Source organism: Bacillus fungorum, from assembly GCF_002746455.1.
GTDB classification, from domain to species: domain Bacteria; phylum Bacillota; class Bacilli; order Bacillales; family Bacillaceae_G; genus Bacillus_A; species Bacillus_A fungorum.
On the sequence record NZ_NWUW01000009.1, the window covers coordinates 153,803 to 168,655 of the forward strand.

The 14,853-nt window shown below is 38.4% G+C and carries 14 protein-coding genes, 2 rRNA genes and 1 riboswitch; of the genes, 2 read left to right on the forward strand and 14 right to left on the reverse strand.

Features of this window, described 5'->3' with window-relative positions:
- Positions 1-69: 69 nt before the first annotated feature.
- Entirely contained in the window at positions 70-915 is an 846-nt protein-coding gene (locus tag CO726_RS15435; RefSeq protein ID WP_099684858.1) for an SPFH domain-containing protein, read from the forward strand.
- A 16-nt stretch (positions 916-931) separates the two neighbouring features.
- Positions 932-1,096: a type II toxin-antitoxin system antitoxin gene (locus tag CO726_RS15440; RefSeq protein WP_001085171.1), complete on the forward strand. Its 165-nt coding sequence runs from the start codon at positions 932-934 to the stop codon at positions 1,094-1,096.
- Between the two features lie 36 nt (positions 1,097-1,132).
- Here CO726_RS15440 and purD read toward each other — a convergent pair whose 3' ends face one another.
- The 14 genes from purD to CO726_RS15510 all read right to left on the reverse strand — a co-directional run.
- Positions 1,133-2,404: a phosphoribosylamine--glycine ligase gene (gene purD / locus CO726_RS15445; protein ID WP_099684859.1), complete on the reverse strand. Its 1,272-nt coding sequence runs from the start codon at positions 2,402-2,404 to the stop codon at positions 1,133-1,135.
- A gap of 120 nt (positions 2,405-2,524) precedes the next feature.
- A complete protein-coding gene (gene purH, locus CO726_RS15450) occupies positions 2,525-4,060 on the reverse strand; it encodes a bifunctional phosphoribosylaminoimidazolecarboxamide formyltransferase/IMP cyclohydrolase (RefSeq protein ID WP_099684860.1) in 1,536 nt (511 codons plus the stop codon).
- A 24-nt stretch (positions 4,061-4,084) separates the two neighbouring features.
- Positions 4,085-4,672, reverse strand: a complete 588-nt coding sequence (purN, locus tag CO726_RS15455) for a phosphoribosylglycinamide formyltransferase (RefSeq protein ID WP_098758374.1) — start codon at positions 4,670-4,672, stop codon at positions 4,085-4,087.
- On the reverse strand, positions 4,669-5,709 hold the full coding sequence (gene purM, locus CO726_RS15460) for a phosphoribosylformylglycinamidine cyclo-ligase (protein WP_099684861.1): 1,041 nt from the start codon (positions 5,707-5,709) through the stop codon (positions 4,669-4,671). The genes purN and purM overlap by 4 nt, the downstream gene beginning before the upstream one ends.
- Positions 5,710-5,810: 101 nt before the next feature.
- A complete protein-coding gene (gene purF, locus CO726_RS15465; protein ID WP_000879031.1) occupies positions 5,811-7,226 on the reverse strand; it encodes an amidophosphoribosyltransferase in 1,416 nt (471 codons plus the stop codon).
- Positions 7,211-9,430 (reverse strand): phosphoribosylformylglycinamidine synthase II, encoded by a 2,220-nt coding sequence (gene purL, locus CO726_RS15470; protein WP_099684862.1) that lies wholly within the window; start codon positions 9,428-9,430, stop codon positions 7,211-7,213. The genes purF and purL overlap by 16 nt, the downstream gene beginning before the upstream one ends.
- The gene (purQ, locus tag CO726_RS15475) at positions 9,414-10,097 is read right to left on the reverse strand and encodes a phosphoribosylformylglycinamidine synthase subunit PurQ (protein WP_048375606.1); all 684 of its coding nucleotides are present in this window, start codon (positions 10,095-10,097) and stop codon (positions 9,414-9,416) included. Before purQ ends, purL begins: the two co-directional genes overlap by 17 nt.
- Positions 10,094-10,348 (reverse strand): phosphoribosylformylglycinamidine synthase subunit PurS, encoded by a 255-nt coding sequence (purS, locus tag CO726_RS15480; protein WP_000278820.1) that lies wholly within the window; start codon positions 10,346-10,348, stop codon positions 10,094-10,096. Before purS ends, purQ begins: the two co-directional genes overlap by 4 nt.
- The gene (gene purC / locus CO726_RS15485) at positions 10,341-11,060 is read right to left on the reverse strand and encodes a phosphoribosylaminoimidazolesuccinocarboxamide synthase (protein WP_001170542.1); all 720 of its coding nucleotides are present in this window, start codon (positions 11,058-11,060) and stop codon (positions 10,341-10,343) included. Before purC ends, purS begins: the two co-directional genes overlap by 8 nt.
- 88 nt (positions 11,061-11,148) lie before the next feature.
- Positions 11,149-12,456: an adenylosuccinate lyase gene (gene purB, locus CO726_RS15490; protein ID WP_000625682.1), complete on the reverse strand. Its 1,308-nt coding sequence runs from the start codon at positions 12,454-12,456 to the stop codon at positions 11,149-11,151.
- Positions 12,453-13,604 (reverse strand): 5-(carboxyamino)imidazole ribonucleotide synthase, encoded by a 1,152-nt coding sequence (gene purK, locus CO726_RS15495; protein WP_098758370.1) that lies wholly within the window; start codon positions 13,602-13,604, stop codon positions 12,453-12,455. The genes purB and purK overlap by 4 nt, the downstream gene beginning before the upstream one ends.
- On the reverse strand, positions 13,601-14,086 hold the full coding sequence (gene purE, locus CO726_RS15500; protein WP_000839367.1) for a 5-(carboxyamino)imidazole ribonucleotide mutase: 486 nt from the start codon (positions 14,084-14,086) through the stop codon (positions 13,601-13,603). The genes purK and purE overlap by 4 nt, the downstream gene beginning before the upstream one ends.
- A 110-nt stretch (positions 14,087-14,196) precedes the next feature.
- A riboswitch (purine riboswitch) is annotated at positions 14,197-14,298 on the reverse strand.
- Positions 14,299-14,574: 276 nt separating this feature from the next.
- Positions 14,575-14,690: ribosomal RNA gene (gene rrf, locus CO726_RS15505) — 5S ribosomal RNA — on the reverse strand.
- A gap of 50 nt (positions 14,691-14,740) precedes the next feature.
- A 23S ribosomal RNA gene (locus CO726_RS15510) occupies positions 14,741-14,853 on the reverse strand; the annotation flags it as partial.

A 14,853-nucleotide genomic window follows, 5' to 3' on the forward strand; every position in this document is an offset into this window, starting at 1 on the left:
AATTAGGTGTAAACCCCTTGCTTAAAATGATATAAAAGTGATATCATTTTTATATCAGGAGGCGATCATATGAAAGAAAAACAAGTATTGTATGTTAATGGTTTTCTTGGGATTATTGGAATTTTGATTTTAGCCGCTATCGGTGTATTTTTCCTCGTACAAGAAATTTTTATAGGAGCGGCATTAACTATTATTTTAGCCGCAGTTCTTGCTACAGGTATTGGTATTGTTCAACCAAACCAAGCAAAAGTCATTACGTTTTTCGGTAATTATTTAGGAACAATTCGTCAAAACGGTTTATTTTTAACGATTCCGTTCGCGTTCCGTCAAACTGTATCGTTACGTGTTGAAAACTTTAATAGTAAGAAATTAAAAGTAAATGATGTCGACGGAAACCCAATTGAAATTGCAGCTGTTATCGTATATAAAGTTGTTGATTCTGCAAAAGCAATGTTCGGCGTTGAACATTATGATCGATTTGTAGAAATTCAAAGTGAAACGGCAATCCGCCACGTTGCAACAAAATATCCTTATGACAATTTCCAAGATGAAACCTGCATTACGTTACGCGGAAATACTGAAGAAGTCTCTGAAGAATTAAAACGTGAGTTGGAAGCGCGCCTTGAAATCGCTGGCGTAGAAGTATTAGAAACTCGTTTAACACATTTAGCTTATGCAACAGAAATTGCCCATGCAATGTTACAACGTCAACAAGCAAAAGCAGTATTAGCTGCTAGAAAAGAGATTGTTGAAGGTGCTGTGAAGATGGCAAAAGATTCAATTCATATGTTAGATGAGGAAGGCGTACTGGAACTCGATGACGAGCGTAAAGCGAATATGGTAAACAACTTATTAGTTGCCATCGTTTCAGATAAAGGTGCGCAACCAGTTATTAATACAGGAAGCCTATACTAAAAGGTTGTAAATCATTATGGCTAAAAAGAAAAGCTTTCCATTACGTATTGATCCTGAATTACACGCAGTCATCGAAAAATGGGCGAATGATGAGTTTCGTAGCGTCAATGCACACATCGAGTATTTACTTCGAGAAATGGCAAAGCAAAAAGGTAAATTAAAAAAAGATAAAGATGCATAAAAATCCCGCTGAGAAATCAGCGGGATTTTTCACATATTAGCTTCTCGTCATCTCATGCCCAATTGCACGATATCCTATATCACCTCGGTAAAATAGACCATCACTCTCAATTTTACTGATTTCTTTATACACCTTATCTTTCGCTTCTTGTAAACTATTTGCCTTACAAGCAACAAATAGTACACGGCCACCGTTTGTCACAAAGTCACCATGCTTCATTACTGTACCCGCATGGAAAACAATCACATCTTGCAATGCATCTAATCCTTTAATAATTTCACCTTTTTTATATGCTTCCGGATATCCTTTCGAAGCAAGTACAACACCAATTACCGCTTCATCTGACCATTGTAACGTTAACTCACTTTCATCTAATATAGCGTTACATACATCCACTAAATCATTTTCTAAGCGTGGTAATACAACTTCAGTTTCAGGATCGCCAAAGCGTGCATTAAATTCAATTACCTTTGGACCATCATTTGTTAAAATAAGTCCCGCATATAAAATTCCTGTAAAAGATCGGTTTTCTTGGATCATCGCTTTAGCAGTTGGATGTAACACCGTTTCAATCGCCTCTTGAACTGCTGATTCCGAAATTTGTGGTACTGGAGAATATGCACCCATTCCACCTGTATTTGGACCTTTATCACCATCAAAAGCTCGTTTATGATCTTGCGCAATTACCATCGGATGTACAGTTGTTCCATTCACAAATGCCATTAATGAAAATTCTTGTCCATCTAAAAACTCTTCAATAACGACCTTCTTGCTCGCTTCACCGAATTTCACATCTTGTAGCATTTCTTTCGCAGCTTGTAATGCCTCGTCAAGTGTCATCGCTACTGTTACACCTTTACCAGCAGCTAGGCCATCTGCTTTAATAACGATTGGTGCACCAACTTTTTCAATGTACTTCACCGCTTCTTCATAGTCTGTAAAAGTTTCGTACGCTGCAGTTGGAATATTATATTTTTTCATCAATTCTTTTGTAAAAGCTTTACTACCTTCAATAACAGCAGCCGCTTTATTCGGACCGAATACACGAAGTCCCTCTTCTTTAAAACGATCAACAATTCCATTCATAAGTGGAATTTCTGGTCCAACGAAAGTTAACTCCACATTATTCTCTTTTGCAAATAAGACTAATGCATCAAAATCATTTTCATCAATATCAACTGGCGTTGCAACATCTCGCATACCTTCATTACCTGGTGCTACATACACCTTTTTCACTTTTGCAGATTGTGCAAACTTCCAAGCTAAAGCATGTTCACGCCCACCTCGGCCAATTACTAAAACATTCATATTTCATCCCCCAATACTTAAATAAGTACAAACTAGAAGCTCTGCTCCTAGTTTGCCTTTTCATATCAATAAAAGTTTAAAAGAGAGGTTATCTCGACCGGACCTTTTAAACATCCTCTATTAGTGTTTGAAATGACGTACGCCAGTGAACACCATAGCAATCCCATACTCATCTGCCATCTTTATAGAATCCTCATCACGGATTGATCCGCCTGGCTGAATGATTGCTGTAATTCCTGCTTTTGCTGCTTCTTCTACTGTATCTGGCATTGGGAAGAAAGCATCAGATGCAAGTGCGCTACCTTGTGCCTTTTCGCCAGCTTGTGTAATTGCGATTTTTGCAGAACCTACACGGTTCATCTGTCCTGCACCTACACCAACTGTCATGTTATCATTCGCTAAAACAATTGCATTTGATTTCACATGTTTTACAACTTTCCAAGCTAGTTTTAAATCTTTCCACTCTTGCTCTGACGGTTCACGTTTTGTTGGAATTGAAATTGTGCTTTCATCTAATGATAACGTATCTTCCTCTTGAACGAGAAGACCACCTTGTACAGAAGTTAGTTTTTTGCTTGCACTTTTCGCTTTTTCAATATTTACAGTTAGTAAACGTAAGTTTTTCTTACTTTGCAACACTTCTAAAGCCTCTTTTGAGAAAGAAGGTGCGATAATAATTTCTAAGAAAATTTCGTGTAACTTTTCAGCTGTAGCTTTATCGATTTCACGATTCGCTGCAATAATGCCTCCAAAGATTGATACTGGATCCGCTTCATAAGCACGTGTGTATGCTTCATGAATATCAGTTCCTACTCCAACACCACATGGATTCATATGTTTTACCGCTACTACTGCTGGTTCTGTAAATTCTTTCACGATACTAAGTGCTGCATCTGCATCGTTAATATTGTTATAAGATAATTCTTTACCGTGTAATTGTTCTGCGTACGCAACAGAAGAAGTTACAGCGAATGGTGCTTTATAGAATGTTGCTTTTTGATGTGGATTTTCTCCATAGCGTAAATCTTGTTTTTTCTCAAATGTCACTGTTAATGTTTCTGGGCTTTCTTCACCCATTTGCTCTGTTAAGTAGTTAGAGATTAACGCATCATATGCTGCTGTATGACGGAATACTTTCGCTGCTAATTTACGTTTCGTTTCCTCTTTTACTTGACCGTTCTCTTTCAGCTCTGCTAATACAACATCGTAATCTACTGGATCTACAATTACCGATACAAATTTGTGATTTTTCGCAGCAGAGCGAATCATTGTCGGGCCACCAATATCAATGTTTTCAATTGCATCAGCAAATGTTACATCAGGCTTAGCGATTGTTTCTTTGAATGGGTATAAGTTAACAACAACAAAATCAATTGGCTCCATACCTAACTCATTCATTTGCGCTACATGCGTTTCATTATCGCGAACTGCTAATAGACCACCATGAATATTTGGATGTAATGTTTTCACACGACCATCCATAATTTCTGGGAACCCAGTTACTTCAGAAATACCGATTACTTGTAAGCCATTTTCTTCTAGTAATTTTTTTGTACCACCTGTTGATATAACTTCGATTCCTTGTTCTAGTAAACCTTTAACAAATTCTACTACTCCTGTTTTATCTGAAACACTTACTAATGCACGCTTTTTCATTGACCCTTCACCCCTAGTTGTATGTTAGTTAACAGTTGGCTCTTTTACAGACTGAACAATTCGATTGACTGTATTTACGTATAATTTATGTTCCACTTGTTGAATTTTCTTCTGTAAGCTTTCTCTCGTATCCCCTTCAGAAACAACTACTGCTTCTTGCGCAATAATTGGCCCTGTATCCATACCTGCATCTACATAATGAATCGTTACTCCAGTTACTTTCACACCTGCTTCTAACGCTTGACCAACAGCATCTTTACCTGGAAAACTCGGTAGTAGTGATGGATGAATATTAATAATCTTCCCGCCGTATGCGTCTAATAACGTCGGCCCGATCAAACGCATATAGCCAGCTAAAATAACATAATCAATTTCATATTCTTCTAGCTTCTTTAATATTTCTTTTTCAAATGCTTCTTTTGACTCATACGCTTTTGCTGAAAAAGCGAAACATGGAATATGATGATAATGTGCCCGTCCCACAGCGCGTGCTTCTGGTTTATCACATACTAATAAACTAATTTCTGCATCCAATCTTGTTTCTTCTACCGCATTAACGAGAGATTGAAAGTTAGATCCACTCCCAGAAGCAAAAACTGCTAATCTACTCATAGTGCTGTGCCCCCATTGAAAGTAACACCAGCCCCTTGTACAGTACGTCCAATAATACGAGCTGTTTCTCCTTGCTCTTCAAGAAGACGAACAACATCTTTTGCATCTTCTTCCTTCACCGCTACTACCATACCAATACCCATGTTAAAAATATTGAACATTTCTTTCTCTTCTAGCTTTCCAACTTCTTGAAGCAAACTGAAAATCGGTTGAATTTTCCAAGATCCTAATTCAATTTCTGCACCGATTCCTTCTGGTAACATACGTGGAATATTTTCAATGAATCCGCCACCTGTAATATGCGCCATACCGTATACTTCATGTTTCTTCAATAGTTCTAAAATAGGTTTGACATAAATTTTCGTTGGTTTTAATAATTCTTCACCAAGAGGTAGCTCTAAGCGTCCGTAAATGCGATCCAAGGATAGTTCTCCATCTTCTAGCAATACTTTTCGTACTAAAGAATAACCGTTACTATGAATGCCGCTAGATGCTAAGCCAATTAATACGTGGCCAGCTTCAATCTTTTCACCTGTTACAATCTTCTTTTTATCAACAATTCCAACTGTAAAACCAGCTAAATCGTATTCTTCCGTAGAATACATCCCTGGCATTTCAGCTGTTTCTCCACCAATTAATGCACAACCAGCTTGGCGGCAGCCCTCTGATATACCTTTGACGATGCTTTCAATTTTACTAGGTTCAGCTTTACCACAAGCAATATAATCAAGGAAGAAAAGCGGCTCTGCCCCTTGGACAACAATATCATTTACACACATTGCTACTGCATCAATACCAATTGTGTCATGTTTATCTGCCATAAAAGCGAGCATCAATTTCGTTCCCACGCCATCTGTTCCAGATACTAATACAGGTTCTTCTAATGCAAATTTTGATAGATCAAACATACCTCCAAAACCGCCTAAACCACCTAGTACTTCTTTTCTCATTGTTGTTTGTACGTGTTTTTTCATGCGAGATACCGCTTCATATCCAGCTTCAATATCTACTCCTGCTTGCTTATATGCATTCGCCATCGTTCTCTACACCTCGTCTTTTAATTTCTCCCCATCCAGGACAGGCTATTTTCAGAAAGAAGCCAGCTTCTACATCAAATCATGTAGAAGCTGTTTTCTTCTTATTTCATGCTTTCTAAAAGCTCTTGCTCATAATCATAAAGAGCTGTCGGATAGTCCCCATTAAAGTAAGCCATACATAGACCGCCATATTTCCCTTCATATGGACGTCCAATTGCATCTACTAATCCATCTTCACTTAAAAATGTTAGTGAATCTGCTCCGATCATTTCACGGATTTCTTCTACTGTATTATTTGCTGCAATTAATTCTTTTCTCGTTTGAATATCAATGCCATAGAAGCATGGATATTTCAGAGGTGGTGACGCAATTCTTACGTGAACTTCTGTCGCTCCAGCCTCGCGAAGCATACGAACAATTCGTTTACTCGTTGTTCCTCTTACGATAGAATCGTCAATCATAACAACTCGTTTCCCTTCAACTACACCTCTTACTGCTGAAAGCTTCATCTTAACCCCTTGCTCTCGCAGTTCTTGCGAAGGTTGAATAAACGTACGTCCAACGTAACGATTTTTAATTAACCCTAACTCATATGGAATGCCTGTCGCCTCAGCATAACCAATTGCTGCTGAAATACTAGAGTCTGGTACACCAGTAACAACATCAGCTTCAATAGGAGCTTCTGCCGCCAAACGTTTCCCCATGTTTTTACGTGCTGCATGGACGTTAATACCCGCAATATTAGAATCCGGACGTGCAAAGTAAATGTACTCCATACTACAAATTGCATGATCTACTTCATTTGTAAAACGATCTACGTGAATTCCTTCATCATTGATGATAAGTAATTCACCTGGTTCTACATCACGAATGTATGTTGCACCTACTACATCGAAAGCACATGTTTCTGATGCTACAACGTAAGCATCCCCCATCTTTCCAATTGAAAGAGGACGGAACCCATTCGGATCTAGTGCAACAATCATTTCATTTCCAGTTAGTAAAAGATACGCAAACGCACCTTTCACTTTGTTTAGTGCCTCTTTTACACTTTCAATTAAAGAATCTTTCGTACTACGCTTAATAAGATGTAAAAGTACTTCTGTATCTGAACTCGTTTGAAAAATACTTCCCTCTGCCTCTAATTCACGGCGAAGCATTTTTGCGTTAATTAAATTTCCGTTATGGGCTAGCGCCATGCTATGATCGGAGAAACGGAACAATAATGGTTGAACGTTAGCAACTTCACTCCCACCAGCCGTTGCGTATCGTACATGCCCGATTGCTGATTTTCCGTTCAATCCTTCTAGCTCACCTCTTGAAAACACTTCTGATATTAAACCTAACCCCTTGTGACCGACGATTTTTTCCCCATTATTTACGACAATGCCTGCGCCTTCTTGCCCACGGTGCTGTAAACTGTGCAATCCGTAATATGAAACTTGTGCTGCATTTTCATGCCCCCAAATTCCGAAAACGCCACATTCTTCATTTAACCCCTTTATTTCAGCAAGCATGGGATTGCCCCTTTCCAAGCCTTTCTCATTTCATCTACATTTGCTGTAAGTAATACTTCATTTTCTTCATTGTGAATTTTTACTTCATTTGTATTTGTTACTTCTCCAACTTGAAGTGCTTCTACCGCTTTCTCGAACGCTTCTTTATTTTCACGCTTTACAGTTATAACGAAGCGAGATTGTGACTCAGAGAATAATGCAGCTGTTGCTTCTCCGTCTAATTTCACATTAGCACCTAAACCGTTAGCACCAATTGCACTTTCAGTAATTGCAACTGCTAAACCACCTTCTGCAACATCATGTGCAGATTGAACAAGGCCAGCTTGAATTGCTTCGAGTACTTGTTTTTGACGTTTTAATTCTACATCTAGATCGATACTTGGTGATTGACCGAAAATTTTACCGTGGATCATTTTCTGTAATTCACTTCCACCAAACTCAGCTTTCGTCTCTCCGATTACGTAAACTAAATCGCCAGCTTGCTTAAACTCTTGTGTTGTTACATGTTTTAAATCGTGTACAAGTCCAACCATCCCAACTGTCGGTGTTGGATATACTGCTTCACCACTACGCTCGTTATACATTGATACGTTTCCGCCAATAACTGGCGTTTGTAACTTGCGACAAGCTTCACTCATACCATCTACTGATTTTTCAATTTGCCAGAAGATTTCTGGTTTTTCTGGATTACCGAAGTTTAAGCAATCTGTAATTGCAAGTGGCTCTCCTCCAGAACATACGATATTACGCGCTGCCTCTGCTACTGCAATTTTACCGCCCACTTCTGGATCTAAATAAATATAGCGAGAGTTACAATCTGTCGTCATTGCTAATCCTTTTTCTGTACCGCGTACACGTACAACTGCTGCATCTGAACCTGGTGTAACAACTGTGCTTGTGCGAACTTGGTAATCGTATTGATCATATACCCACTCTTTACTTGCAATCGTCGGTTGTTGTAATAGAGAGAATAACGTTTCTTTATAATTTTCTATTTTTGGTGTTTCCATTTTCATCTGCTGGAATTCAGCAAAGTATGCTGCTTCTTTTGATGGTTTATGATAAATTGGCGCTTCTTCTGCAAGAGCATCCGCTGGTACTTCAGCTACCATTTCACCTTTATGGAATAAACGAAGCATTTTATCTTCCGTTACTTTCCCCATCGTAACGGCTGCAAGACCATACTTCTCAAATAAATCTACTATTTCTTGCTCTCTACCTTTTTTCACAACGATTAACATACGCTCTTGTGATTCAGATAGCATCATTTCATATGGAGTCATTCCAGTTTCACGCTGTGGTACATCATCTAAGTACATTTCAATACCCATACCTGCTTTACTCGCCATTTCTGCAGAAGATGAAGTTAAACCGGCAGCTCCCATATCTTGAATTCCAACAAGTGCGTCCGACTGAATAAGTTCTAAACAAGCTTCAATAAGAAGTTTCTCCATAAATGGATCTCCTACTTGAACTGCTGGACGCTTCGCTTCCGAGCTTTCAGATAACTCTTCAGATGCGAATGTTGCACCGTGAATACCGTCACGACCAGTTGATGCTCCTACGTACATTACCGTATTTCCAGCACCGTGCGCTTGCCCTTTTTTAATGTCTTCGTGGTTAATTAAGCCTACGCACATTGCATTTACAAGTGGATTTCCTTCATAACATGGATCAAATTGTACTTCGCCGCCAACAGTAGGGATACCAATGCAGTTACCGTATCCTGCGATTCCCGCTACTACTTCTTCAAATAAATATTTCACACGTGGTGATTGTAATTCACCGAAGCGAAGTGAGTTTAATAGAGCTACTGGACGCGCTCCCATAGAGAATACGTCACGGATAATACCACCAACGCCTGTTGCTGCTCCTTGATATGGCTCAATTGCAGAAGGATGGTTATGACTTTCCATTTTAAATACAACCGCTTGATTATCACCGATATCTACAATTCCAGCGCCTTCTCCAGGTCCTTGTAGGACACGCTCACCTGTCGTTGGGAATTTGCGCAGAACTGGTTTTGAATTTTTATAACTACAATGTTCAGACCACATTACAGAGAATAATCCTGTTTCTGTATAATTTGGCAAACGGCCTAAAATCTTTTCAACCATGGCAAACTCTTCGTCTGTTAGCCCCATTTCCGCATATATACGCTCTTCTTTAATTTGTGTTGGATTTGGCTCAAGCATTAACGACATATGTTTCCCTCCACTGTTTTAAAATAGATTGAAAGACTTTTAACCCTTCAGCACCGCCAAGTAATTCATCTACAGCACGCTCTGGGTGTGGCATCATACCAAGTACATTTCCTTTTTCATTTACAATACCAGCAATATCTGAAACGCTTCCATTCGGGTTTTCCACGTAACGGAATGCGATTTGATTATTCTCTTCTAATCTTTTAAGAGTCTCTTCATCACAATAGTAATTCCCCTCACCATGTGCAATTGGAATATTGATTACTTCATCTTTTTCATATTGTGATGTAAACATCGTTTCATTATTTTCAACACGTAACTGAACTGTTCGGCACATAAATTTTAAGTTTTCGTTTCTCATTAATGCTCCTGGTAGTAATCCTGATTCAACAAGAATCTGGAATCCATTACATACACCTAAAATCGGCTTGCCTTGCTCAGCAGCTTTTTGCACTGCTTTCATTGCATTCGCAAAGCGAGAAATAGCACCGCAGCGTAAGTAGTCACCGTAAGAGAATCCACCTGGTAGTAAAATTGCATCATATTCATCTAAATTCTCTGTATCGTGCCAAACGTAATCTACTTCTTCGCCAAGCTCATCTTTAATTGCATGGAACATATCGACATCACAGTTCGAACCCGGAAATACTATTACTGCAAATTTCACTGTGCGACAACCTCCTCAACTTCATAACGGAAATCTTCCATTACAACGTTCGCTAATAGTTTTTCACACATTTCCTTTACCTTTGCGTCAAGGTCAGATACTGATTTATCAATTGTTAATTCCATATACTTTCCGATTCGAACATCTTGTACTTCTGTGAATGAAAGACTATGAAGTGCTCCTTTTACTGCTGTTCCTTGTGGATCTAATACGCTTTCTCTTAATGTTACATATACCTTAACTTTATACATGTGAAATTCCCCCTAAACGTTTTAAAATCTCTTCATAAGCATCTGTTAAATTTCCAAGATCACGACGGAATACGTCTTTATCAAACTTTTCATTGCTCGTTTCATCCCATAAACGGCAAGTATCTGGTGAAATTTCATCTGCTAAAATGATTTCTCCTTCATCCGTTACACCAAACTCTAATTTAAAATCTACTAATCTTACACGACAGCTTGCGAAATGATCAATCAACACTTGATTGATTTGTAGAGCCATATCTCGTAATACGCTTACTTGCTCTGGCGATGCAACGTTTAATACACGAATATGATCTTCCGTTACAAGCGGATCTCCTAAATCATCATCTTTGAAGTAAAATTCTACGATTGGTTCTGCAAGTACAGTTCCCTCTTCCATTCCTAATCGTTTTGAAAGACTTCCTGCAATTACATTTCTTGTGACAACTTCTAAAGGAATAATACTCACTTTTTTAACAAGTTGTTCTGTTTCAGATAGCTTCTCAACAAAGTGTGTTTTAATTCCTACTTCTTGTAACTTTCTGAACAATAAAGTTGTAATCTCATTGTTCAAACGACCTTTTCCTGTAATCGTCTCTTTTTTCTCCCCATTGAAAGCAGTCGCACTATCTTTGTACTCTACCCAAACCATATCTGCTGATTCTGTACGATAAATTCTTTTTGCCTTACCTTCATACAGCAATTCTAGCTTTTGCATTTCGCAAGCCCCCTGTAGTTTGAAAAATGTGAATAATGTTTTTATAAAGAATGGCACAGAATGACTCTATTCTGTGCCATATGAAATTTTACGCTTCGTTTAATCCAAGGCGTTCAAAGATTGTATCAACGTGTTGCATATGATGCTCATAGTTGAAGCATTCATTAATTTCTTCTTGTGTTAACTTGCTTGTAATACGCTCATCAGCTTCTACAAGCTCTTTAAATTGTACTTGTGTTTCCCAAGCTTCCATCGCTTTAGGCTGTACGATATCGTAAGCTTCTTCACGCACCATACCTTTGTCGATTAATGTAAGCATTACGCGCTGAGAATAAATTAAGCCGTATGTTCTTGTCATATTGCGTTTCATATTCTCTGGATATACAGTTAAGTTTTTAACGATATTACCAAAGCGATTTAACATGTAATTTAACGCGATTGTAGCATCTGGTAAAATTACGCGTTCTGCCGAAGAGTGAGAAATATCACGCTCATGCCATAATGGAACATTCTCATAAGCTGTCATCATATAACCGCGGATAACACGAGCTAAACCAGTCATATTTTCTGAGCCAATTGGATTACGCTTATGTGGCATTGCAGAAGAACCTTTTTGGCCTTTTGCGAAAGCTTCCTCAACTTCACGTGTTTCACTCTTTTGTAAACCACGGATCTCAACTGCCATCTTTTCGATAGATGTTGCGATTAGTGCAAGTGTTGACATGTAATGAGCATGGCGATCACGTTGCAATGTTTGTGTTGAAATTGGTGCTGCTTCTAATCCTAAGTTTTCACAAACATACTTTTCTACGAATGGATCGATATTTGCATATGTACCAACCGCACCAGATAATTTACCCACGCGAACTGTATCAGCAGCTTGTTTGAAACGCTCTACGTTGCGTTTCATTTCTTCATACCAAAGACCAAGTTTTAAACCAAATGTTGTTGGTTCTGCATGAACACCGTGTGTTCTTCCCATCATGATCGTGTATTTATGCTCTTTCGCTTTGTTAGCCAAAATGCTTACAAAGTTTTCTAAGTCTTTTAATATAATTTCATTCGCTTGTTTTAAGATGTAAGATAATGCTGTATCTACTACGTCTGTAGATGTTAAACCGTAATGAACCCATTTACGTTCCTCACCTAATGCTGGTGTTTCTGATACAGCACGAGTGAATGCAACTACGTCATGACGTGTCTCTTTTTCAATTTCATAAATACGATCAATATCAAATGATGCATGCTCACGAATTTTTTTAACATCTTCTTTTGGAATATCGCCAAGCTCAGCCCATGCTTCACAAGCTAAAATCTCAACTTCTAACCACGCTTTAAATTTGTTCTCTTCCGTCCAAATTGCACCCATTTCTGGGCGTGTATAACGACTAATCATCTTTTTCCCTCCAACAGTTGTTCTTGATGGTCCCAAATATGCAAACTCTTCGCTTTTTCTAGAGCGACTTCAATATTATCATTTAAAATATTAACATGCCCCATTTTTCGCTGCGCTTTTGCTTCTTCTTTTCCATACAAGTGTAAATAGCACCCGGTTAATCTATTCACTTGTCTTAGGACCCCTTCTATATGTTCGCCTAAAATGTTTACCATGACAACTGGTTTTAACAAATTTGTTTCTCCAAGAGGTAAATTACAGATTGCTCGAATATGTTGACCGAATTGACTCGTTTCACATGCATCCTGTGTATAGTGTCCTGAATTGTGTGGTCTTGGTGCTAATTCATTAATGTAAATCTCACCATCAGCTGTAGCAAACATCTCTACCGCTAGTGTTCCCACAAGTTCTAGTTCATCCGCGAGCACTTTTGCATAAGCAATTGCTTTTTGAGAAAGTTCTTCTGTAATGCGAGCTGGAACGATAGATTCATGCAAAATGTTATTTACATGAATATTTTCTGCTACCGGAAATACTTTCGTTTCACCACTTACACTACGAATTACAATAACTGATACTTCTTTTTCAAAAGGCACCCATTTCTCTAAAATACACTCTGCTGCGTTCGCAAGCTTTCGTGCTTTCTCAACGTCTGCTTCACTTCTTAAAACAACTTGCCCTTTCCCATCATATCCACCCGTCGTTGTTTTTAAGACGGAAGGATATGATAACTCGGTGATTGCTTCAGTAAGCTGCTCTTGAGTTTGAACCAATCTATACGTTGCTACTGGTAATCCCGCTTTTTCAATTGCATTCTTTTCTGTAAAACGATTTTGTGTTTTACTTAACAACTGGCTGCCTTGCGGTAAGTAAGCATGTTTTTCAAGCCATTGTAAACATCTATAATCAATATTCTCAAATTCATATGTGACAACATCACTGATCTCTGCTAAATGCTGAATTGCTTTTAAATCGTCATATGATGCAACAATTTCAATATCAGCAACTTGTGCACATGGTGAATGTTTTGTAGGATCTAAAACAGCAATTTTATATCCCATCTCCTTAGCTGCCAATGCCATCATTCTTCCTAGCTGGCCGCCTCCAATAATACCGATTGTTTTTCCAGGTAAAATGATTCTCGTCATACTAGCTCACTACCTTCGCGCACATCTTTTTCAATTGCTTCTCGTCTCAATTCTAATGCATCATGTATATCATCATGGAATGATCCAAGTATTTGTGCAGCAAGTAAACCAGCATTTGTTGAACCAGCTTTACCAATTGCAACAGTTGCAACTGGAACCCCTCCTGGCATTTGGACGATGGATAATAATGAATCTAAGCCGTTTAACGCTTTTGATTGAACTGGAACCCCGATTACAGGAAGATTCGTCTTCGCTGCAACCATTCCTGGTAAATGCGCTGCTCCACCAGCTCCAGCAATAATAACTTTCAATCCACGTTCACGAGCCGTCTCTGCATATTCAAACATATAATCCGGAGTCCGATGAGCGGATACAACTTTTTTCTCATACGGTATATTTAATTCATCTAAAATGTCACAAGCATATTTCATTGTTTCCCAGTCTGACGTGCTTCCCATTATGACTCCAACTAGTGATTTCATATTAGAATCCCCCCGATTCAAATAAAAAAAGCCTGAAATAGAACAGTTTCTCTTTTACTATGAGAGAAAGCGCTCTACTCAGGCATACGTATCCCTTGTGAATAGAAAAATACCGAGTGACTTTCCCTCATAGTCTAACGAATAACGGTCGTTAGGTAGAGACTTGCAGGCCATATCCCCGCGATTATATGAGGTCTTATATTATTGTTTCTATGGCTATATTAACAATATTTCATAAACAATGTCAATAAATAATCGAATGTTTTTTTATTTGTTCTCGATAACGTTCGTGTTTTAGTTATATTCAAAAGAAGATTTGCAAGTATATGCAAGAAGGAAAGGGAATTAGAATATATATTTCTAGAGATCTATTTTACCTATAGCTATTTATATAATACTCCAGTAAACTCAAATCAAAATATATACATTAGCAAGTTCTACATAAAAATAAAAACAAAAAAACCTAAGTCGAATCGACTTAGGTTTTTGCTTGGCGACGTCCTACTCTCACAGGGACAAGGTCCCAACTACCATCGGCGCTAGAGAGCTTAACTTCCGTGTTCGGTATGGGAACGGGTGTGACCTCTCTGCCATCATCACCAAACTATTGAAGGCATATTCCTTCAAAACTAGATAACATTTGCTACATATTATATGGTTAAGTCCTCGATCTATTAGTATTCGTCAGCTCCACATGTCACCATGCTTCCACCTCGAACCTATCAACCTGATCATCTTTCAGGGATCTTACTAGCTTACGCTATGGG

Coding starts and splice junctions, on each gene's coding strand:
- purE (WP_000839367.1), bottom strand. CDS start 14,086: ATGAAATCACTAGTTGGAGTCATAATGGGAAGCACGTCAGACTGGGAA.
- purL (WP_099684862.1), bottom strand. CDS start 9,430: ATGTCGTTAATGCTTGAGCCAAATCCAACACAAATTAAAGAAGAGCGT.
- purF (WP_000879031.1), bottom strand. CDS start 7,226: ATGCTTGCTGAAATAAAGGGGTTAAATGAAGAATGTGGCGTTTTCGGA.
- purD (WP_099684859.1), bottom strand. CDS start 2,404: ATGAATGTTTTAGTAATTGGCCGAGGTGGGCGTGAACATGCTTTAGCT.
- CO726_RS15440 (WP_001085171.1), top strand. CDS start 932: ATGGCTAAAAAGAAAAGCTTTCCATTACGTATTGATCCTGAATTACAC.
- purB (WP_000625682.1), bottom strand. CDS start 12,456: ATGATTAGTCGTTATACACGCCCAGAAATGGGTGCAATTTGGACGGAA.
- purH (WP_099684860.1), bottom strand. CDS start 4,060: ATGAAAAAGCGTGCATTAGTAAGTGTTTCAGATAAAACAGGAGTAGTA.
- purK (WP_098758370.1), bottom strand. CDS start 13,604: ATGACGAGAATCATTTTACCTGGAAAAACAATCGGTATTATTGGAGGC.
- purS (WP_000278820.1), bottom strand. CDS start 10,348: ATGTATAAAGTTAAGGTATATGTAACATTAAGAGAAAGCGTATTAGAT.
- purC (WP_001170542.1), bottom strand. CDS start 11,060: ATGCAAAAGCTAGAATTGCTGTATGAAGGTAAGGCAAAAAGAATTTAT.
- purN (WP_098758374.1), bottom strand. CDS start 4,672: ATGAGTAGATTAGCAGTTTTTGCTTCTGGGAGTGGATCTAACTTTCAA.
- purM (WP_099684861.1), bottom strand. CDS start 5,709: ATGGCGAATGCATATAAGCAAGCAGGAGTAGATATTGAAGCTGGATAT.
- CO726_RS15435 (WP_099684858.1), top strand. CDS start 70: ATGAAAGAAAAACAAGTATTGTATGTTAATGGTTTTCTTGGGATTATT.